Below are 20,031 nucleotides of genomic sequence, written 5' to 3'. Positions count from 1 at the left end.
TTTGCAATAAACTATATAATAATTAAAAACACACTTCTATTTTACTCATTCGTATTCCAGAAAGGGGCCTGAACCAAAGTCGGGTCTTTATCCACTTCACTCTGATGGATAGGCATCCAATACTGTTTCTTCTGGAATGCACGCAACAAACATTTTGAACGGACAAAGAATGCATTGCTGTTGGAAGCATCGTCCGAATACTCCGTACCGCCGAAATTCATTCCATAATCATACCCGTTCAGCAGTTCTTCACCTAATTTCCAACGACGGACATCATGATAACGGATACCTTCGCAACATAATTCAACACGACGTTCTTTACGAATCAGTTCACGTACTGTCGCCTGATTGTCTGTATAAGGGATGCGTTGGAAGCCATTGTTATCTGTACCTGTTCCGTATTCAGGAATACCGGCACGTTCACGGATCTTATTCAGATAAAGTATGATATCTTTATTTCCCGGTTCACATTCGTTCAAAGCCTCCGCATAATTCAGGTAAGCCTCTCCCATACGGTACAGGATACCCGGACGATAAGGACGTTTGCCATCTCTAGGAATAGATTCCAGTGATATTTTCTTCCTGTTCAGGTAGCCGTTTTGAGGCGCATCGTGGGTCGGTCCTCCGTCCGCCTGGTTAGACATCATCTCCGTCATACGTCCTTCCTGATGGAACCAGGCACCGTTATACAATACAGCCAGATAAAAACGCGGTTCACGGTTGCTATACATATTGAAGGTATTCGGAGTCGTTATCTGTCCGGATTTCACTCCCTGGTATTTACGACAAGGATCCCAATTCGTTTCCCTTATCTCCGGTTCAGCAGAAAAGCCTTTTTCCGTGTAACCCGATGCTTCATTGATAACAGGAGAGCCGTCTGCATTATATCCCAGGATCGGAGATTGCCCGTTCTTCATAAAGAAAGCATCCACTAACCCTTGTGTAACACCGTATCCTCCGTTTCCACCGCATCCTCGGGGAGTTGAATGGCCTTCCCAATCCCCATAATTACAATCAGGACGGGCAAACAATATTTCATTATTACCCTCGGATGTTTTCTTCAATTGCAAATTATAACATGACATAAACGGATCGATCTTACCATTAATATATTCATAATATAATCCGTGTCCTGCTTCATGCGCTTTATCGATCAACAGTTTACAGGCATCCGCCGCTTTCTTCCATTTATTCGGGTCGTAAGCCGAATTGAAGCGCTCCTTACCGTCATTGTTCAAAAATCCTTTGTACATCTCATTTCCGTTCACTAACGGACTTGCTGCAAATAAGAGCATACGTGCCCGTACCGCCAGACAGGCGATCGAGGTTGCCCTGCCGAAAAAGGCTTCTTCCCATTTTGCCGGCAGTTTACCCGACAATTCCAGCAATTGCTTATCGAGCATATCTACCATATCATCGAAAGCCATCTGTCCGACCGTCATTTCTTCCAACGGTGCATTCACATCGACCACATCACCGAAATAAGGCACAGAACCATAAGCTTCTGTCATTGTCCAGTAATAATATGCAATCAGGAAACGGCATTCGTTTCTCATCGTTTCTATATCTTCTTCCGTTACTTTTTGCAAGGGATTGGCATGAGCATTGTTGATCAGGATATAAGCAGAACGGATGCGTTGGGGCAATTCATTCCAGAATCTGGCATCCCAATCGGAACTCGTATAAAAATTACCCACGCGGAAATTAAGTAATGTGCCACCCCACCATTGTACCCAACGCTGCGAAGCAGTCATATCATCACCTGCAATTTCCCAACCGATCTTGTTGGCATATCCCCAGTAAGGATCCGGGACACGGGAGTAGATATTAGCCAGCCAGTCTTCCGTACGGGTCTTATCGTTAAAAACCATCTCCAGTGTCAGCTGGTCATCAGGAGCATTGTCGATAAAATCAGAACAACCGTTCAAGACCAGACATATAGCAGAAACACCTATATACTTGAATAAATTTAGAGTTTTCATATTAGTCATTTTATGATATTAGAAATTAACATCCAATCCGAAAGAAACCGACTTCATGATCGGATATTTCATACCGTTATTTGTATCGAGTTCCGGATCCCACATCTTGAAACCTGAAAAAGTCAGCAAATTAGAACCCTTCAGATAAAGGCGGAGCGATCTTACACCGATCTTGCTCATCCATGCTTTGGGAAAACGATATCCTACTTCGATATCCTTCACGCGCAACATGCTCATATTACGTAACCACCAGGTCGACTCTTTCAGGTTATTTTCATTTTGCCCGTAGGTCAAACGCGGATAAAAGACATCCTGACTTGGGTTTTCCGATGTCCAGCGATCCTGATAATTATCATAAATATTATACATAGAGCCCATCGAACTTCCGGGCAGGAATCCTGAACCTCCGATAAAACGCCAGGTTCTGCCGTTTCCCTGGAAGAAAATATTCAAATCGAAATTCTTGTAAGTGACATTTCCACCGAAACCGTAAACTATCTGCGGATCTTTCGTTCCTCCCAAAGGAACCTGGTCCATATCTGTGATCGAGCCGTCTCCATCCACATCACGGTACCTGATATCACCCGGCCGAACCTTGGAACTGAACGTATGAGTAGGTATTCCATCTTTCAATACACCCTGCTCTACATTTTCAAAATCATCCTCGGTAAATAAACCTTCCGCAACGAGTCCGAACAACTGATTGACAGGCAAGCCAGTCTCCTGCCGGTTTGTTCCTAATCTACCCGGAGCTTCGTCTTTCTCAATGACCTCATTCTTAGCATAGGTCATCGTACCACGCAAACTCAGATACCAGTCTTTATTCAATTGCTTATTAAATGTAAGGGACAAGTCAACCCCTTTATTGTCAACTTTTCCGAAATTAGCCCAGGGTGTATTCATAAAACCGGCTGCCGACGGGATCGTATTTCGTTTCATAAAGATATCACGACGATGTTCCTGGAACCAGTCGAATTGAAAATCAAGAGCATTCCACAACCCCAATTCAAAACCTATATCCGTCTTTTCCACAGTTTCCCAAGTCAGATTAGGGATACCGAAATCTCCTTCATAACGACCTGTACGGTGATAATCGTTATTCACACCCCACTTATACTGATTATCATCATGACTATTGATAGTAGTGATATAGGCAAAACGCCGTCCTTCCAACTGATCATTACCTACCAAACCCCATGAACCTCTGAATTTTATTTTGGAAAATGTATCTTTAAATTTTTCCATGAATGGTTCTTCAGACAATAAATAACCGACAGCGAAAGACGGGAAGAAGCCAAAACGATATCCTTTGGCAAAGTTTTCCGAACCGTTATATCCAAAGTTAAACTCGCCTATGTAACGGTTGCCATAAGTATAAGAGGTCCTTCCGGCAATACCTAACCGGCGAAAAGGAACGACACTTCCGTCCTGATAATCACGTTGATTATACATGAACATACCTTCCACAGCATGTTCCCCGAATCTATTAGAATAACTTAAATTACCTTCCAGATAAGTAGCTTTGTTACCCCATTCTTTTTTTTCTTCGCTTCCTAAAAACATTTGTCCGTAATCAGCGATCGTAATATCCAATGTTCCGTCTTCATTACGTTGAGTTGCCGGATAATAATAATCCGGACTCTTTGAACGAACCACGCCGGAACGGATATAGCGATCAAAAGAGAATATACCTTTGATTTTTAATCCGGGAAGCAGGAACTTCAAATCTTGTTCCAGGGAGAACATCGATTCGATCTTTGCATTCGAGTAAGTTGTAAAACCATGCTGGGTAGCTCTCGCCCAGGGATTAGTACGGTTTTTCACCTTCGGTATTTCACCGGAAGAATAGATAGCCGGGTGAACGAACGGCGGCGTCTCAAAGGCTTTATCCAAGACGAAATCCGAAGCCCTTGTATCACCATCATCTATCATTCCGTTCGTTTCCTGCAAATAACCACCGATACTGATACGGGCGATTGTAGTCTTCGTAATATTAACATCTACATTCGAACGCATATTGTATTTATTCAATTTAGTGGAAGAATCCCAGGTCTGGCTTTCATCACGCTCAAAGATACCCCGTTCGCCATAATAAGAAGCGACTAACGCGTAACGTAAAACGTCGCTACCACCGGTTACCGTCAGATTTGCCCGCCGGTTAGTCGCATGGTCTTTAGTGATCTCATCCAACCAGTCTACATTCGGATATAATTCAGGATCCGCATTAGTACGATATTTCTCGATCAGGTCCGGAGAGTAGATCGTCGATCCTCCGCCATCCAGAGACAGCTCATTCATTAATGACAAATAATCCGCCGAACCGATAAATTTAGGCAGCTTCACCGGCTGGGTAAAACCTTGTTCATAATGTACATCTACAGTCGGTTTTCCTAACTTACCCCGCTTCGTATTGACGATGATAACGCCATTCGCACCACGTACCCCATAAACGGCACTGGCTGCCGCATCTTTCAGCACGGAGAAGGACTCGATCTCCGAAGGATCCATATCGTCCAATGTCCGTTCTACGCCATCCACCAAAACCAGCGGGCTGCGTCCTGCATTCTGGAAAGATGAAATACCCCGGATCCAGAAACTCGAACCATCTGCTCCCGGCTCACCGGAACGCTGCACGGCGATCACACCGGCTAATTGACCTGCCAGGTTATTACTCAGGGCACGCGACGGACTTTGCTGTAACAGGCCTGGTTCTATCGTTGTAATGGATCCCACGATCGACTCTCTTTTCTGTGAACCGAAACCGACTACCACCACTTCGTTCAGACCGGTAGATATCTCTTTCAGGTTGACATTGATATTGATTTGTCCGCCCACCGTTACATCCTGCGATTCAAAACCAATATAACTGAATGTCAGGACGGAGTTCTTTCCGGGAACCGACAAAAAGTAATTACCGTTAATATCGGTAGTCGTACCTGAATTGGTCGATTTTACAATCACATTCACACCGGGTAAAGGATTTCCTTGTTCATCCCAAACCGTACCATTGATATTGACACCTTTCTTTTGCTGTTGTTGCGCTTCCGCCGCTTCCGATAAGATGATCTGCCGATCCTTTATTTCGTACCTGATACCAGTCTCCAAGGCTAACAGTTCCATGATCGACGAGATATTCTTATCTTTGACATCTATGGATACTTTCTTATCGAGAACTTTCAATAACTTTTGCGTGTACATGAAAATGAATTCACTGTTACTCTCGACGTAATGAATTACATCTTTTACAGTTTTATTTTCCATTTTCACTGTAAAACTCTTCTGTTGTATATACACGTCACTCTCTACCGCATATAGCGAAGTAGTAGAAAAAAATAAAAAAATGCTAATTATAAAAAAACACAAAGGTTTTCTCCTCGCTATCCTGCAAGGATTAATTTTCTTATTCATAACTTTACTTAGATTTTTGATTAATCATTAATATGATTAGATTAATTCTCCGCCGGATGATACGGGCATATCATCCGGCTTTTTTCATATGAAAAAAGCTAACTTCTCTTCTTCATGGCATAATTTTTTAATTTAAAAAAGATTACTACTCTCTCTTTAAATAGATCACTCCATTTTCTTCGCGCGCAGAAAGAGGAATCATCGATTTAATATAATCAATTATCTCATCCAGGTCATCCCGGAGATCTAATTTCCCATATATCTGTTCATTGTCTAAAGATGAATCACATACTATTTTTGTTCCGTACAACAAACTTAACCGTTCGGCAAGCAGTTTCAGATAATCACCGTTCAAAATCATCACACCATCGATCCAGGCTTTGTAATCACCCGCATTCACTGTTCTTTTGTCGGTAATACTATTTTTCTCAAGCGAGACAAGCTCATTGGGCACCATCTTCATCTGTTTGTTCTGCTGGTCCTTGATCTCTACCGATCCGTTAACCAATACAACACGACTGGTTGCCAGTTGTTTATAGGCAAAAACATCAAAAGAAGTACCTAACACTTTTACTTCAAAGCCCTCGGTATTCACATAGAAAGGACGCTTCTCATCATGAGTTACTTCCAGATAAACCTCACCGTCTACGTATATCTCGCGTTTCTTTTCTCCGAAAACACGAGGATAGACCACTTTAGTCCCGGCATTTACCCACACCTTGGTACCGTCTGACAGTAACAGTTGGGAACGTCTTCCTTTCGGTACGATCAACTGGTTATATGACTCATGGTAAGGTGTCGTTACGTCCTTCTGTCCGGACTCAGCCACCGGAAGTTCTTCCGAATCAACAGAGACTTCGCCCTTCGGCGTATAAACAATTTTCGCGTCAGAAGCTAATTGTAACTTCTCCTGATCAGACATCACCAGTACCACATCGTCCGTTTCCTCGACCGGAAGCATATCCATCAGGGCAATGACCTGCCTGAAGTCTTCCTTTTGAGAAAGATCATCGGATATATAAGGTATGCTCAACAATACAGCGATAGTTGCCGCAACAGAGGCAACTGCAATATAAAACCTGTTTGTTCTTTTTTTCTTTGCAGACGGAAGAACCTGCTGTTTCCCTTCTTCCTGTATTTTCCGGAGAGCTTTAGCACGGATCGAAGCGACCACATCCTCCTCTTCTTCCGGCAGGCAATCCTCCCAGAAAAATTCTATTTTTTTCTTTTCTTCCCTGTCCCGAGGCCGAAAAGTGTCATCATCAAATATATCGTGATCTGTTTTCATTCTGTTTTTCAAATGTGCTTACATATAAAAGACGCAGACGAAAAAAAAATGTCCTACTCAAAAAGTGATTTTTTTCAAATAATTTATTCACATAGGATTTAAAATATGACAATCACACTTTTGAAGCATGCAAATTTGATCCAAATATCCCCTATGGATATTCTGTAAGACTATTTAATGCTGAAGAAGCAGATATCACAGTCTCATAATTCATTCAGCTTAAATAGAACCAATACATTATTATCATCTTCATGCAAGCTATCTATCATAGATGCAACATTATCAGAAAATTTATTATCGGATTTATCTCTATTTGATTTAATCATTTTTAAAAATTCAACAGGTACACTTGATACAAAATAATCCTGATAAGAATTCATTCGAGTAATAGTTGGATTGAAAACACAATCTCCGTCATAATCAAACCCATGAAAACTAATAATATTATTAGTTTTCTTATCAAAAAAAGAAAATATATATTCTGTCTTATTTGTAACTAGAAAATATAAAAAATCATTTGTTTCAATCATATTAGGTTGCAAATATGTACTACCACGAGTAATTTCATTAAATACATTTTCTGATTTGACATTCTGAATATCTAATAAATTATAAGGAGAATAATTTGATAAATCAATCTTGTAACGTAATGTTATGGTTGAATCATTTACAGTATAAAGAGAATTCATATACTGAGGATAAAAGACTAATTCACTATTTGTCCTGTATAATTGAGAATAAGCTATAGCCAGAGAGCTATTATCATCATAGTTAAAAGCCCCCTTAACCACATTTCCTAATGAATCAGTAAAAAGAATACGATAATCGTCCAACTCTTTCAAATGCGTATTCATATTAGACTTATTAGAAACCGACATTAAATCTCCTTTCGGTGACACCATCATTTCACCGGCGAAAGAAAAGGGAGTTGGTACGCTTCGACAAAAATCGCCATTCAAGGTATAATACATAAATCGCCTTTTCATATTATCATAAACAATCAGTCGTTCATTCTTTCGATCAATAGTCATACCTGTTAGCAAAGCATATTCTTCAGGACCTCCTCCTTTCTGACCAATCGCTTTTATAAACTTTCCATCAATGTCGAATATATATACCTTATTCTGCATAATATTATCCACTATATAAATGCGATCTTTATAAATGTCAACCGCAGATATATGTGAAATAAGCGAATTATCAGATGTTTCCAAAGGAATATATTTTACATCTTTTATTAATTCTGAAATCTTTATTTGATCTTCCACCTTATCTAACAAAACAGTTATGCCTGTATCGTTTTTTATATTGGCTAAATAATCGACATCAGTTAAATCAACGTCATGAAAACGTGCATATTGATAATTATTTATACAAGATGTAAATATAAAAAAGAATAATAATACAATTGGTTTTAACATATCACAAAAATTAAATGTGCTTACATATAAAAGACGCAGACGAAAAAAAAATGTCCTACTTAAAAAGGGATTTTCTCAAATAATTTATTCGTAAAGAATTCCAGATATGATATTCAGAGCCTTTGAAATATGCACATTGATTGTTTTCACGGAAATATTCAGCATTTCTGAGATCTTTTTATAGGGTAGTTTTTCTATTTTGGCTAATACGAATACTTCTTTGCATTTTGGTGGTAATGCAGCAATTGCCTGGTTGATCTTAGCGATCTCCTCCCGGCTTATCATTTTATTATCCGGTGACTGGAACAAAGGAACATGAAAATCGTCTATCTCGTCAAATGAAACGGTAGTATCCGGCTGCTCTTTTCGCAGATAAGAAATAGCTTTATTACGGACCAAAACAAGTAACCATGACTTGATATGGATTATTTCGTCAAGGCGGGCACGGTTATTCCAGACCTCCAGGAATACATCGCTTACAACTTCTTCCGCCAGTTCACGGACATTTACATACCCCAAGGCAAAATAATACAAATCTTTCGAGTACAATTCGACAAAAGAACAGAATGCCATCTGATCCCCCTCTTTTATTTTTTGTACGCAAAAGACTTCTTCACTCATATTATAACAAATCCTTATTCGGCAAAAATAACGATAATAATATAAAAAAACTCCTGCTCCGAGATATTTCAGAACAGGAGTCTACTCTAGAACTTATAAGTTAGTTATTACAATCCAAAACTTTCTTTCACTTTATCCACATAATCCAGTTTCTCCCAGGTAAATAACTCCACCTCACAAATAGTAGGTTCCGGGTTATAACGAGAAGTAAATGTCTTGGTAACAATTTCCGGTTTACGTCCCATATGTCCGTAAGAAGCTGTTTCCAGATAGATCGGATTACGTAATTTCAGACGTTCTTCGATCGCTTTCGGACGCATGTCGAAAAGATCCCAGATCTTTTCTGCAATCTCGCCATCTGTCATTTTTACATTGGCACGACCAAACGTATTTACGAAAATATTCATCGGTTTTGCTACACCGATCGCATAAGAAACCTGTACCAGCATTTCGTCAGCAACACCTGCGGCAACCAGGTTTTTCGCAATATGGCGGGCTGCATAAGCAGCAGAACGGTCAACTTTCGAAGGATCTTTTCCGGAGAATGCACCACCGCCGTGAGCACCTTTTCCACCGTATGTATCCACAATGATCTTACGTCCGGTCAGACCTGTATCACCATGAGGACCACCGATCACGAACTTACCGGTCGGATTTACATGATAAATGATATCATCGTTGAACAAGGCTTGTACATAAGCCGGATACTGCGCTTTCACACGCGGAATCAGGATCTTCTTCACATCGGCTGCAATCTTCTTCTGCATGGCGATATCGGCTTCTTCCTGGCTGATACCTTTCGGACCGATAAATTCATCATGTTGGGTAGAAACAACGATCGTGTCGATGCGTAACGGCTTGCCGTTGTCATCATATTCAATAGTGACCTGGCTCTTTGCATCCGGACGGAGGTAAGGCATCAGGTCGTTCTCATTCTTGCGGATCTCAGCCAGTTCCCACAACAAACTGTGTGAAAGGTCGAGGGCCAGAGGCATGTAATTTTCAGTTTCATTCGTTGCATATCCGAACATCATACCCTGGTCGCCAGCCCCCTGGTTGTAAGGGTCTTCGCGCTCAACGCCACGGTTGATATCGCCACTCTGTTCATGGATAGCAGAGAATACGCCGCATGATTTGGCCTCAAACTGATATTCGCTTTTCGTGTAACCGATTTTTTCGATCACACCGCGTGCAACTTCCTGCACATCTACATAAGCACTTGATTTAACTTCTCCAGCCAAGACAACCTGTCCGGTTGTAACAAGGGTTTCGCAAGCAACTTTCGAGCTCTTGTCATAAGCAAGGAACTCATCCAGCAAAGCATCCGATATCTGATCGGCTACTTTATCGGGGTGCCCTTCGGACACCGATTCGGAGGTGAATAAATAACTCATTACTTTTTAATTGAAAATTGAATACTGAAAATTGAAATTAGATGTCAGACACCCCTAAAATCAATCAACAACAGACAATTGATTAATAATAATGAATTGATAACGGAAGGATATATATGCCGAACGGCAAAGAAAAGTAACTTGTTTTTAGCATTTTTTCCTGTGGTTGCAAGCAATACAAATCTATCCACATCAATTCGGAGACAAAGATAAGAATTAATTGACAATTCAAAATTGAAAATTCAAAATTATTTTTTCTTCTTTGTGTTACGAAGTGCTTTTTTATACTTGTATTCAGCTTTCATCTTTGCTGAACCCGATTTATGGGTACCTTTCAGGAAATCAGCGTATTTGATTTTTTTTTCTCCGGCGTTCTCTTCCTTGGCCTTCTTGAAAACCATTCCTCCACCGGTCAGGATCTTTTCTATATCGTTCATTGCTTTATCTTTTATTGTTTTATTTGAAAACAGTATGAAGTTACAAAATGTTGCGTTCCCGCATAAGGGAAACAACTGTCTTTTTAAACACCGGATGAACCACGTTCGGAGCTATTTCAAGCAAGGGTTCCATCACGAACCGGCGATCCTGCATCAATGGATGCGGCAATGTCAGTTCCGGCGTCTGCAGGATCAGATCGTCATACAGCAGAATATCGATATCGATGATACGGTCATGATAAGTACCGTTACTTTTCTGCGTACGTCCCATCTCCACCTCGATCTGTTGGGTTGCTTCCAGTAGCCCCAGCGGAGATAAAGAGGTTTCGAGCTGCAAAGCAGCATTCAGGAACGTATTCTCCGACTGAAATCCCCAGGGTTCGGTTTCATAAAAACCGGAAAGGGCGAGAACATCTCCCACCCTTTCAGCTAACAGCGCAGTGGCCGTTATCATATTCCGTCTTTTATTTCCTATATTCGTACCTAAAGCCAGGTATGCAATAGCCATAAACGTACGTCTTAGATGATCAACATTGCGTCGCCATAGGCACCGAAACGGTATCCTTCTTTCAATGCCACATCATAAGCATCCATGATCAGGTCATATCCGCCGAATGAAGCAGTCATCATCAAAAGAGTAGACAACGGCATGTGGAAGTTGGTGATCATACTGGTAGCCACGCTGAAATCATAAGGAGGGAAAATGAACTTATTTGTCCATCCTTCAAACTCTTTCAGATGTCCATCCGTACTTACAGCAGTTTCTACCGCACGCATCACAGAAGTTCCGACAGCACAGATCTGACGACCGTCGTCCTTACCTGTATTCACGATATCCACGACATCCCCATTCACGATCATCTGTTCGGAATCCATCTTGTGTTTTGTCAGGTCTTCCACATCTATTTCGCGGAAATTACCCAATCCGGAATGAACTGTAAGGAATGCAAAACGACAATCTTTGATCTCCAGACGTTTCATTAATTCGCGGCTGAAATGCAGGCCGGCGGCCGGAGCCACTACCGCACCTTCTTCTTTCGCGAAGATATTCTGGTAACGATCTTCGTCATCCGCTTCTACCGGACGATCGATATATTTAGGAAGCGGAGTCTCTCCCAAAGCATACAATGCTTTTTTGAACTCATCATGGTTTCCGTCATACAGAAAACGCAAGGTACGACCGCGTGACGTAGTATTATCGATCACTTCGGCTACCATCGAATCGTCTTCCCCGAAATAAAGTTTATTACCGATACGGATTTTACGGGCAGGATCGACCAAGACATCCCAAAGACGAAGGTCTTCGTTCAGTTCACGCAGCAAAAATACTTCGATACGTGCACCAGTCTTTTCTTTATTACCATATAAACGGGCAGGAAAAACTTTCGTGTTGTTGAAGATGAATACATCTTTTTCTCCAAAATATTCCAACAGGTCTTTAAAGACTTTATGCTCGATCTCCCCTGTGTTACGGTGTACAACCATCAACCGGGATTCATCCCTGTTCTTTGCGGGATGAAGAGCGATCTGTTCCTGCGGCAAGTTAAATTTGAATTTAGATAGCTTCATAATGTTACTTTATTTATTTTCTTTTATTCTTATCATTTTTCTATCGGAGCCGCTCCGGCTTCATCAGCCACACGATCTCCGACCGCTTCCTCCAGAAAAGCATCTATCTCTTCCGGATTCATGCATTTATCCAATGTTATATCTCCGATCCGGGTACGCTCCAATCCGATCAGATGGGCGCCCGAATTCAAGGCAACACCGATATCACGTGCCAGGGCACGGATATAAGTACCTTTACTACATACCACACGGATTTTAATGACCGGCAGGCTGCATTCCAGCAGTTCCATCTCATCGATCACCAGTGTTTTTGACTTCAACTCCACTTCTTCCCCTTTACGTGCCAACTCGTATGCACGCTTTCCGTCCACTTTGCAGGCTGAAAAAACCGGCGGGATCTGCTGGATCGTTCCTACGAACGAATTCAGCACATCCCCGACCATCTCCTGAGTTATATGTTCCGTCGGATATACGGCATCTATCTCCTTTTCCAGATCAAAGGAAGGCGTCGTTTCCCCAAGCTTCAGGGTTGCCACGTATTCTTTTGTCTGATACTGGAATTCATCGATCCGCTTGGTTGCCTTCCCGGTACAAACGATCATGACCCCGGTAGCCAGCGGATCCAGCGTTCCGGCATGTCCGACTTTTATTTTTTTTACTTTCAGCTTCCGCGATAATTTGTAACGGAACTTGTTCACCAGATCGAACGAAGTCCACGTCAGCGGCTTGTTAAAATATAAAACCTCTCCTGCTATAAAATCCATTCTATATTACTTCATCAATGTACATGCAATAGTGATCAGTCCGACTATCGCACAATAAATAGCAAAGTAGATCAGCTTTCCTTTTTTCACGATATTGATCATCCACTTACAAGCCAGACAACCGGAAAGGAAAGCAGCTACAAAACCGACAACCAGCGAAAGCGTCGGAATATCTCCGGCAATATTTTCGCCTTTTACCAGCTTCAATACATCCAACAGGGCTTCACCCAGAATCGGGGGAATGACCATCAGGAAAGAGAATTGAGCCAGTTTAGCTTTATTATTACCCAGCAACAAACCTGTAGCGATCGTTGTTCCGGAACGTGAAAGTCCGGGCAAAACGGCACAAGCCTGGGCCAAACCGATAATAAAAGCATCTTTCATCGAAAGGTTCTCTTTCTGTCGGGGCTTTGCATAATAAGAGAAAGACAGCAATGCCGCCGTTACCAGCAACATGCAACCGACTATCAGCAAACCCGAGCCAAAGATAGCTTCAACTGTATCTTTGAAAAATACTCCGACAATACCGATCGGTATCATAGAAATCAGGATATTGATCACATAACGGGTTTCACTATTCATCTGAAACTTGAACAATCCGCGGAATATCCATTCGATCTCTTTCCAGAGTATAACTAATGTACTAAATACCGTAGCCACGTGGACTACGATTGTAAATGCCAGATTCTCTTCTCCTTCAATTCCAAACAGCGCCGATCCGATTGCCAGATGTCCGCTGCTGCTTACAGGAAGATACTCCGTCAGTCCCTGTACGATCCCCAGCACCAAGGCTTCAAACCAACTCATTCCGTAACTTCTTTACTTTTGCTGTTTTTCAGGATACCTACAATCATAAGGCCGAAACCGATCATCGTCACAACCGGAGCCACCACAATACGACGTGTACTGAATATTTCCGGGTTAAAACTGGTTGCATCGGCAGAACCTCCTCCACTCATCAACATAAAACCAATAATGATCACTGCCACGGCAACCGCGATCAGAATAAAATTTTCTTTTCCGAAAGCAAAATCTCTCTTAGCCATCTTTTCTGTTTATTATATATAATACAACTTATCAACACCCATACGGAGGTACTTGTTTACAGCAAATACAGTAGCTGTTACCGACAACAAGATCCCTAAGAGGAACACTGCGGCAAAAACCACCAATAAAGCCTTCATATCCAATAACTGGATAAAACCGTCCAATTCGTGTTGTAAATAATATAACGAACCGGTCAGCATTAATATTGCCAGAATGGATGCAAAAATACCGCTTACCACATTATAGCGCACAAAAGGACGCCTGATAAAACCGGAAGTCGCTCCAACCAGTTTCATTGTATGGATCAAAAAACGTTTGGAATAGATCAACAAACGGATCGTATTACTGATCAGAACAAACGATATGGCCATCAACATAACAGCCAGCGTAAGCAGGATAATGCTCAGGCGTTTCATATTATCGTTAACCATCTGCATCATATCCTTACGATAAAGCAGATCTGAAACGGAAGTATATGTTTTAATTTTCCTTTCAATATGTTGCAGGCTGTCCGGATTGGCATATTCGGAATGCAGCTTTACTTCGATAGATGCCTGCAGAGGGTTGAAGCCCAGGAAAGTCTCGGGATTTTCCCCCAATTCCTCTTCCAGTTCTTTCGCAGCCTGTTCTTTCGAGATATATTCTGTGGATTTGATAAAAGGTAGTGCGTCCAGGCTTTTTTGCATCTTCTTGATCTCCGCCTCTTTCTGGTTATCTTTCAAAACAATGGAAAAGGATATATTTTCCTTCACATAGACCGATAACTGATTCCCCAGCAGTCCCATCAACAAAATCAACCCGAGTAAAAATAATACCAGGGCTATACTTATAATAGATGTAAGACGTGAATTAAAGAAAGAAACCGAGTTAACCTTATTATTTTCAGCCATCAGACGTAACCTTATTATTATTCAACAAATTGGGGAGATACGTACAGAGCACATACCTCCCAATTTTTCTGCAAAAGAACGAATAAATTGTGAGACAGGCAGCAGATTATAATTATTTAACCAATTATAGAGCTTTATCAAGAGAACTTCAAATTTCGACATGAAGCTAAACACAGACACTTTCAAATGAGTCTATTGCATAATCTCACATAATAAAAAAATATCTATAAGACTTGTGTAAAACGAGAAATGGCGAGATTCACATCCAGCCATTCCCTTTATTTTTTAAGTGTGTTATGTAAGGTTTCGGACTATATTAAAATTTCATTTCATAAAAAATAATATTCCGGATTTACTAATACCCTGTATTCTGCTGCCCTTTAATCTGCGGGTTCGCATCGATCTCATCTTTAGGGATCGGCCATACCCACATATAATCATCAGCAGCCTTTACCATATCCGTGCCCAAAGCAGGCAGATAAGAAATATCCTGAGCTTCGCTTGAAGAACGGTTCAGCCCTTTCTTCCAACGTTTCAGGTCAAAGAGGTAAGGATGTTCACCGAATAATTCACGGACATACTCATCCTGAATTTCTTTTATCAGAGCATCGCCTTTGTAAGACTTATCACTCCATCCTTTCACACGGGTTGTCTTCAATTTATTCAACATCGCGGAAGCATTCGTTTCATCTCCCGACATCGCATAAGCCTCAGCCGCAATCAGATACATTTCTGAAATACGGAAAGCCTTGGTCTTATTTATGTTATTGCTCTTTCCTTCATACAATTCAGGGTTACCCGGCCATTTCTTACAATACGTAATCATAAAGTCCGGAACAGTCTGGGCATCGATCGAGTCATACGTAAAATAGGCATTATAACGAATATCATTCTCCTTATCATACAAATTCAATACAGTGTTAGTCGGCAAATAAGAAGGGCGGGGTAATTTATCTATAATACCGCAGAAAGCGCTACCCAAGGCATTCGGTCCCGTTTCTTTGGCTTTCACCATAGCAAACTGCCAGATGGCTTCCGTTCCGTTGTCATGCAGCCACATATCAGCATAAGCATCACCGTCTGTCATCAATGGATAAGTACCACTGTTTATCAGCGCGGTAGCGGCAGATATAGCAGTCGGGTAATCCTCTTTTTCCAATGCTATTCTGGCTTTTAAAGCTTTTACCACATCAGCCGTGATATAAGCAGAGTTTATCTCTCCTGTTGTCGTTACATATTCTTCTGCTTTTGCCAAATCGCTATCAATCTGTTTATAAGTTTCTTCCAGCGTACTACGTCCCGGATAAGTTCCGGCGATAGATGGAGTCGAATTATATTCTTCCACAAGAGGAACGCCATATTCCTTAGCAGCGGTAGTCGGATCGTAATTTTTACAGAAATGAAGAGCCAACTCAAAATAAGCATACGCTCTTGTAAAATAAGCATGGCCCATATAAAGCCGGATTTCATTCCGATCAGCATCCGATAACGAATTATCTGCTAATAAAGCTTCTGCCCCTTTCAACAGGACGTTGGCGTTTGCTATAAAATTATAATTATTACTCCAACAGCCAGAAAAAGCACCATCTGTAATAGTATAATCCCAGCGGTAAAAAGCACCATACGTATTTCCGTAATCAGCCGTGGCTGTTATCAATCCTGACTGGACCAACGCATCCATGGTATAGGCATTTTGCACATAACCACGCCATTCCGCATGGAACAAATTACTATATTTCCCACAATCCTGTACAGACAGAACAGATTGATTGGTAGGTATGCTTGTTTCCGAAGCCAAATCCATATCGCAAGCCGTAAAAGCAGCAAAGCAACAGGTCGCAACTGACAATATAATAGATTTTTTCTTCATGATTTTCTTCTTTTTACAAATTATTAGAACGTAAATTCAGCACCAAATGAGAACTGGCGGGTATTCGGATATTTACCTAACTGCAAGTTTGAATCCACCTCCGGGTCCGCTCCCTGATATTTTGTAACAGTCAACAAGTTACGGCCAACAGCAAAGACTCTGACACCACGGATAAAGCCTGTTTTTCTTAATAAATTGTCCGGCAGGTTATAACCGATCGTCAAATTCTTCAGACGCATAAACGATGCATTTTCAATCAAGTGAGTATCAAATTGAATTGCAGAATTTGCTGCCGGAATATCCGTTACCTGCCCAGGTGTTGTCCACATATTTTCCATCACGACAGCCTGGTTTAACTGTCCGACGAAATTCGGATTTTCAACGAAGTAGCGGTTATTATCGATCATATATTTACCCAACATAAAAGAAAAGTCCGCATTCAAAGTGAAACCCTTCCAGGAAAACTGGGTATTGAAACCACCTATCCAGGGTGCAAATTGATTTTTTCCGGTAAACACGGCATTATCTTCAGAATAAGTTTTTGTTTCATTCCCGTCTTTATCCAGCCATATTTGCTGTCCGTCCTGCGGATCAACGCCTTTCCATCTCACATAATAGAAATCGCCATATGTTTTACCTACTTCATATTTAACACCTGTATTAGCCACTACATACTCATCACGTCCGCCAAACAATTCTGTAATCTGGTTCTTGTTATAGTTGATATTAGCCGAAACACTCCAAAAGAGATCTTTATTGGAGATTATATCATAAGAAGCGGTAAGTTCGATACCACGATTAAACATACTGCCAATATTTCCCCACCCTGAATCATGACCGGTTGTATAAGAGAACGGGATCGTCATCAACATATCCGTCGTCACCTTGTTATAGAAGTCAAAGTCGATACTCAAGCGATTAAAGAAACGTGAATTGAAGCCGATATTCAATGTTTTTTGTTTTTCCCAGGTCAGATCGTCATTTTGTACGGAAGAAACTCCGAAACTCTGGTTCCCGTTGTAAAGTCCTGTACCGATCAATCCTAAGGATGGGTAATAGGGGTCACCTTCAAATGCAGAGTTACCGGTTGTACCATAACTGGCTTTCACACGCAATTCGTCCAACCAGTCTACATCAGCCAGGAATTGTGCTTTCTTCATATTCCACATAGCCCCAACAGAAAAGAAGGAAGCCCAGCGTTTGTTTACCCCAAACAAAGAAGAACCATCCGTACGGTAAGAGGCATCCAGATAATATTTTTCATTGAAATTATATTCCGCGCGTGCGAAGAAAGAGTTCATCGTTTTCTTCTTCAGACTCGCGCTCGGCGCTTTGTATGTTGTACCATGACTTACCATCGACAAACGAGAATCGGTTATGCCATCTACGCTGGTTCCGAAAGAACTGCCATCGTATATAATCGACTCTTGCCCCACCAGGGCTGTAAGGTTATGCGACTTATTGATATCAAACTTATATTCAGCCGTATTAGTCAACGTAAAAGAAGAATACCGCTGGAAAGTTTCGGCAGCACTGCCGGAATAATTATTATATCTGGCCGGTAAACTTTTATAGCGATACCTGTAATCAAATGCATCCATAGCCTGGGCAGCACGAATTGTCAGTCCCTTAACCGGAGTCAGTTCTTCAAACATATTCCCATAAAGACGAATTTTATTTTTTTCAGTCGGTTGATTTTCTAATAAATAATATGGATTCCACAGTCCCAGCACATCCAGTAAATCTTTCCGCTTACCATAGGATATACTGCCATCCGCGTTTTCTATTATTTCATAAGGAGTTTCATAAGGGACAGCCCAACGGCTTAAAGTACCAACATTATACCAACTATTTCCTGTACTGGCAAATCCGTTTGTCTCAAAATCTTCATAAGACAAACCCAAATTCAGCCCTACCCGCAGCCAGCTAAATACTTTTGAATCAATATTACTACGTAATGTTTCACGACGCATACCGGAAGCCGGTTCCACACCTTCCGCATCATAATGACTGGCAGAAATAAAGTAGTTCGTATTATTGGCAACACCTGTAATACTTGCATCCAATTGCCATGTCGGGGCATTATCCTTCAAAAAATAATCAGCCCAATCGGTAGAAATTCCCATATTCATGTATTTTTCAACCGTAGAAAGATTGGCATCCGGCTTAACCGTTTTCCAGAAATTGTAATATTGCGTCGTGTTCATCATTTCCGTTGTAGGCAACGCCGGCTGTGAAAAGCCATACTGTCCTTTAACGCTAACCGTAGGTTTTGAACCTTTACCACGCTTAGTTGTAATTATCACGACACCATTCGCTGCACGGGAACCGTAAATGGATGTTGACGACGCATCCTTCAAAACTGTGACATTTTCAATATCACTCGGGTTCAAAGCGGTAAAAACACCGCTGGAAATCGGGGAGCCATCCAAAACAAATAAGGGCTCGGTAGAAGAATTGATAGAACCGACACCACGCAAACGCATAGAAACATTTTCGCTCGGTTCTCCCGAAGAGGTGTATACCTGTAGACCGGCAACTTGCCCTTGTAAAGCGTCTGCAAAGTTCGCACTCGGACGATTAGAAATCTTTTCCGATTTAACGGCGGCAACAGACCCAACCATTGAACCTAATTTCTTTGCCGAACCATAGGTTCCTGTAATCAGCACCTCATCCAGCATCTCTGAAGAGTTTCTCATCCGGATTGTCAGATTCGGAGCGATTTTAACGGTCATCGTTTCCATTCCGACAAACGAGATTTCCAGAACTTTTGCCGAAGCCGGGACATTACTCAAACTGAAAAAACCATCTGCATCAGTTACAGTACCGATAGCTGTCCCTTTCACCATCACAGTCGCTCCAATAATAGCTTCTCCATCCTCATCGGAAAGAACTTTACCAGTTACCTTAGACGACTGAGCCATCACCAAACCTACACCTATTATACAACAGGTAAGTAATAACATCATTCTTCTTCTCATAATTTTACATTTAGATTGAGTATTAAGTCTATAATACTAAGTACTCGTAGGACTTATGTAAATTATCAGAGAGGTCTACAATGAAGGAGGAACTTAATAAAGTGCCAAACAGCGCCTTACGCTTTTTTAATTGAGGTGATAAAAATTAGCGCCAAATAAACTGCTTAACATATTTTATACAACAAACTGTAATTATAAAGAATAATAAATATGCGTTAAGCGGGAATAAAACAGCATATGAAGCAAGCTACAAATCAATAAAATCATTTAAAATACAATTTGTGCAATAAGGTAGTCTATAAAAAAGAATATATGTTATACGACAGTTTTGCTATATTTTCTCCCGCTATTTAATTTAT

Annotated in this window: 15 protein-coding genes; all 15 read right to left on the bottom strand. The window is 41.2% G+C overall.

All coding sequences use genetic code 11. From position 1 onward, the window contains the following. Nucleotides 1–41: 41 nt before the first annotated feature. The 15 genes from IEY67_RS21370 to IEY67_RS21300 all read right to left on the bottom strand — a co-directional run bounded on the left by IEY67_RS21370 (nucleotide 42) and on the right by IEY67_RS21300 (nucleotide 19,672). Nucleotides 42–1,982 (bottom strand): RagB/SusD family nutrient uptake outer membrane protein, encoded by a 1,941-nt coding sequence (locus IEY67_RS21370; protein WP_183672327.1) that lies wholly within the window; start codon nucleotides 1,980–1,982, stop codon nucleotides 42–44. A gap of 18 nt (nucleotides 1,983–2,000) precedes the next feature. Beyond that, on the bottom strand, nucleotides 2,001–5,390 hold the full coding sequence (locus IEY67_RS21365) for a TonB-dependent receptor (protein WP_183672326.1): 3,390 nt from the start codon (nucleotides 5,388–5,390) through the stop codon (nucleotides 2,001–2,003). A gap of 145 nt (nucleotides 5,391–5,535) precedes the next feature. Beyond that, nucleotides 5,536–6,678, bottom strand: a complete 1,143-nt coding sequence (locus IEY67_RS21360) for a FecR family protein (RefSeq protein WP_183672325.1) — start codon at nucleotides 6,676–6,678, stop codon at nucleotides 5,536–5,538. Between the two features lie 203 nt (nucleotides 6,679–6,881). Then, the gene (locus IEY67_RS21355) at nucleotides 6,882–8,099 is read right to left on the bottom strand and encodes a DUF4934 domain-containing protein (protein ID WP_183672324.1); all 1,218 of its coding nucleotides are present in this window, start codon (nucleotides 8,097–8,099) and stop codon (nucleotides 6,882–6,884) included. A gap of 84 nt (nucleotides 8,100–8,183) precedes the next feature. Beyond that, nucleotides 8,184–8,720, bottom strand: a complete 537-nt coding sequence (locus IEY67_RS21350; RefSeq protein ID WP_183672323.1) for an RNA polymerase sigma factor — start codon at nucleotides 8,718–8,720, stop codon at nucleotides 8,184–8,186. Nucleotides 8,721–8,827: 107 nt separating this feature from the next. Next, nucleotides 8,828–10,114, bottom strand: a complete 1,287-nt coding sequence (gene metK, locus IEY67_RS21345) for a methionine adenosyltransferase (RefSeq protein WP_122354224.1) — start codon at nucleotides 10,112–10,114, stop codon at nucleotides 8,828–8,830. Between the two features lie 248 nt (nucleotides 10,115–10,362). Beyond that, entirely contained in the window at nucleotides 10,363–10,551 is a 189-nt protein-coding gene (locus IEY67_RS21340) for a hypothetical protein (protein WP_122354223.1), read from the bottom strand. 40 nt (nucleotides 10,552–10,591) lie between these two features. Next, nucleotides 10,592–11,059, bottom strand: coding sequence for a 2-amino-4-hydroxy-6-hydroxymethyldihydropteridine diphosphokinase (folK, locus tag IEY67_RS21335; RefSeq protein WP_183672322.1), 468 nt, complete (start codon nucleotides 11,057–11,059; stop codon nucleotides 10,592–10,594). Between the two features lie 11 nt (nucleotides 11,060–11,070). Then, nucleotides 11,071–12,120, bottom strand: coding sequence for a tRNA preQ1(34) S-adenosylmethionine ribosyltransferase-isomerase QueA (gene queA, locus IEY67_RS21330; RefSeq protein ID WP_122354221.1), 1,050 nt, complete (start codon nucleotides 12,118–12,120; stop codon nucleotides 11,071–11,073). A 32-nt stretch (nucleotides 12,121–12,152) separates the two neighbouring features. Beyond that, nucleotides 12,153–12,884, bottom strand: coding sequence for a tRNA pseudouridine(55) synthase TruB (truB, locus tag IEY67_RS21325; protein ID WP_183672321.1), 732 nt, complete (start codon nucleotides 12,882–12,884; stop codon nucleotides 12,153–12,155). 6 nt (nucleotides 12,885–12,890) lie between these two features. Then, entirely contained in the window at nucleotides 12,891–13,691 is an 801-nt protein-coding gene (locus IEY67_RS21320; protein ID WP_183672320.1) for an undecaprenyl-diphosphate phosphatase, read from the bottom strand. Beyond that, nucleotides 13,688–13,930: a DUF3098 domain-containing protein gene (locus IEY67_RS21315; protein WP_122354218.1), complete on the bottom strand. Its 243-nt coding sequence runs from the start codon at nucleotides 13,928–13,930 to the stop codon at nucleotides 13,688–13,690. The genes IEY67_RS21320 and IEY67_RS21315 overlap by 4 nt, the downstream gene beginning before the upstream one ends. Nucleotides 13,931–13,942: 12 nt before the next feature. Then, nucleotides 13,943–14,821 (bottom strand): cell division protein FtsX, encoded by an 879-nt coding sequence (locus tag IEY67_RS21310; RefSeq protein ID WP_122354217.1) that lies wholly within the window; start codon nucleotides 14,819–14,821, stop codon nucleotides 13,943–13,945. A 355-nt stretch (nucleotides 14,822–15,176) separates the two neighbouring features. After that, nucleotides 15,177–16,691, bottom strand: coding sequence for a RagB/SusD family nutrient uptake outer membrane protein (locus tag IEY67_RS21305; RefSeq protein ID WP_183672319.1), 1,515 nt, complete (start codon nucleotides 16,689–16,691; stop codon nucleotides 15,177–15,179). A gap of 23 nt (nucleotides 16,692–16,714) precedes the next feature. Further along, complete coding sequence (locus IEY67_RS21300) at nucleotides 16,715–19,672, bottom strand: SusC/RagA family TonB-linked outer membrane protein (RefSeq protein ID WP_183672318.1); 2,958 nt, start codon at nucleotides 19,670–19,672, stop codon at nucleotides 16,715–16,717. Between the last annotated feature and the right edge of the window lie 359 nt (nucleotides 19,673–20,031).

The organism is Parabacteroides faecis (assembly GCF_014647375.1).
Taxonomy (GTDB): Bacteria; Bacteroidota; Bacteroidia; order Bacteroidales; family Tannerellaceae; genus Parabacteroides; species Parabacteroides faecis.
This window is presented reverse-complemented; position numbering and strand designations above follow the sequence as displayed.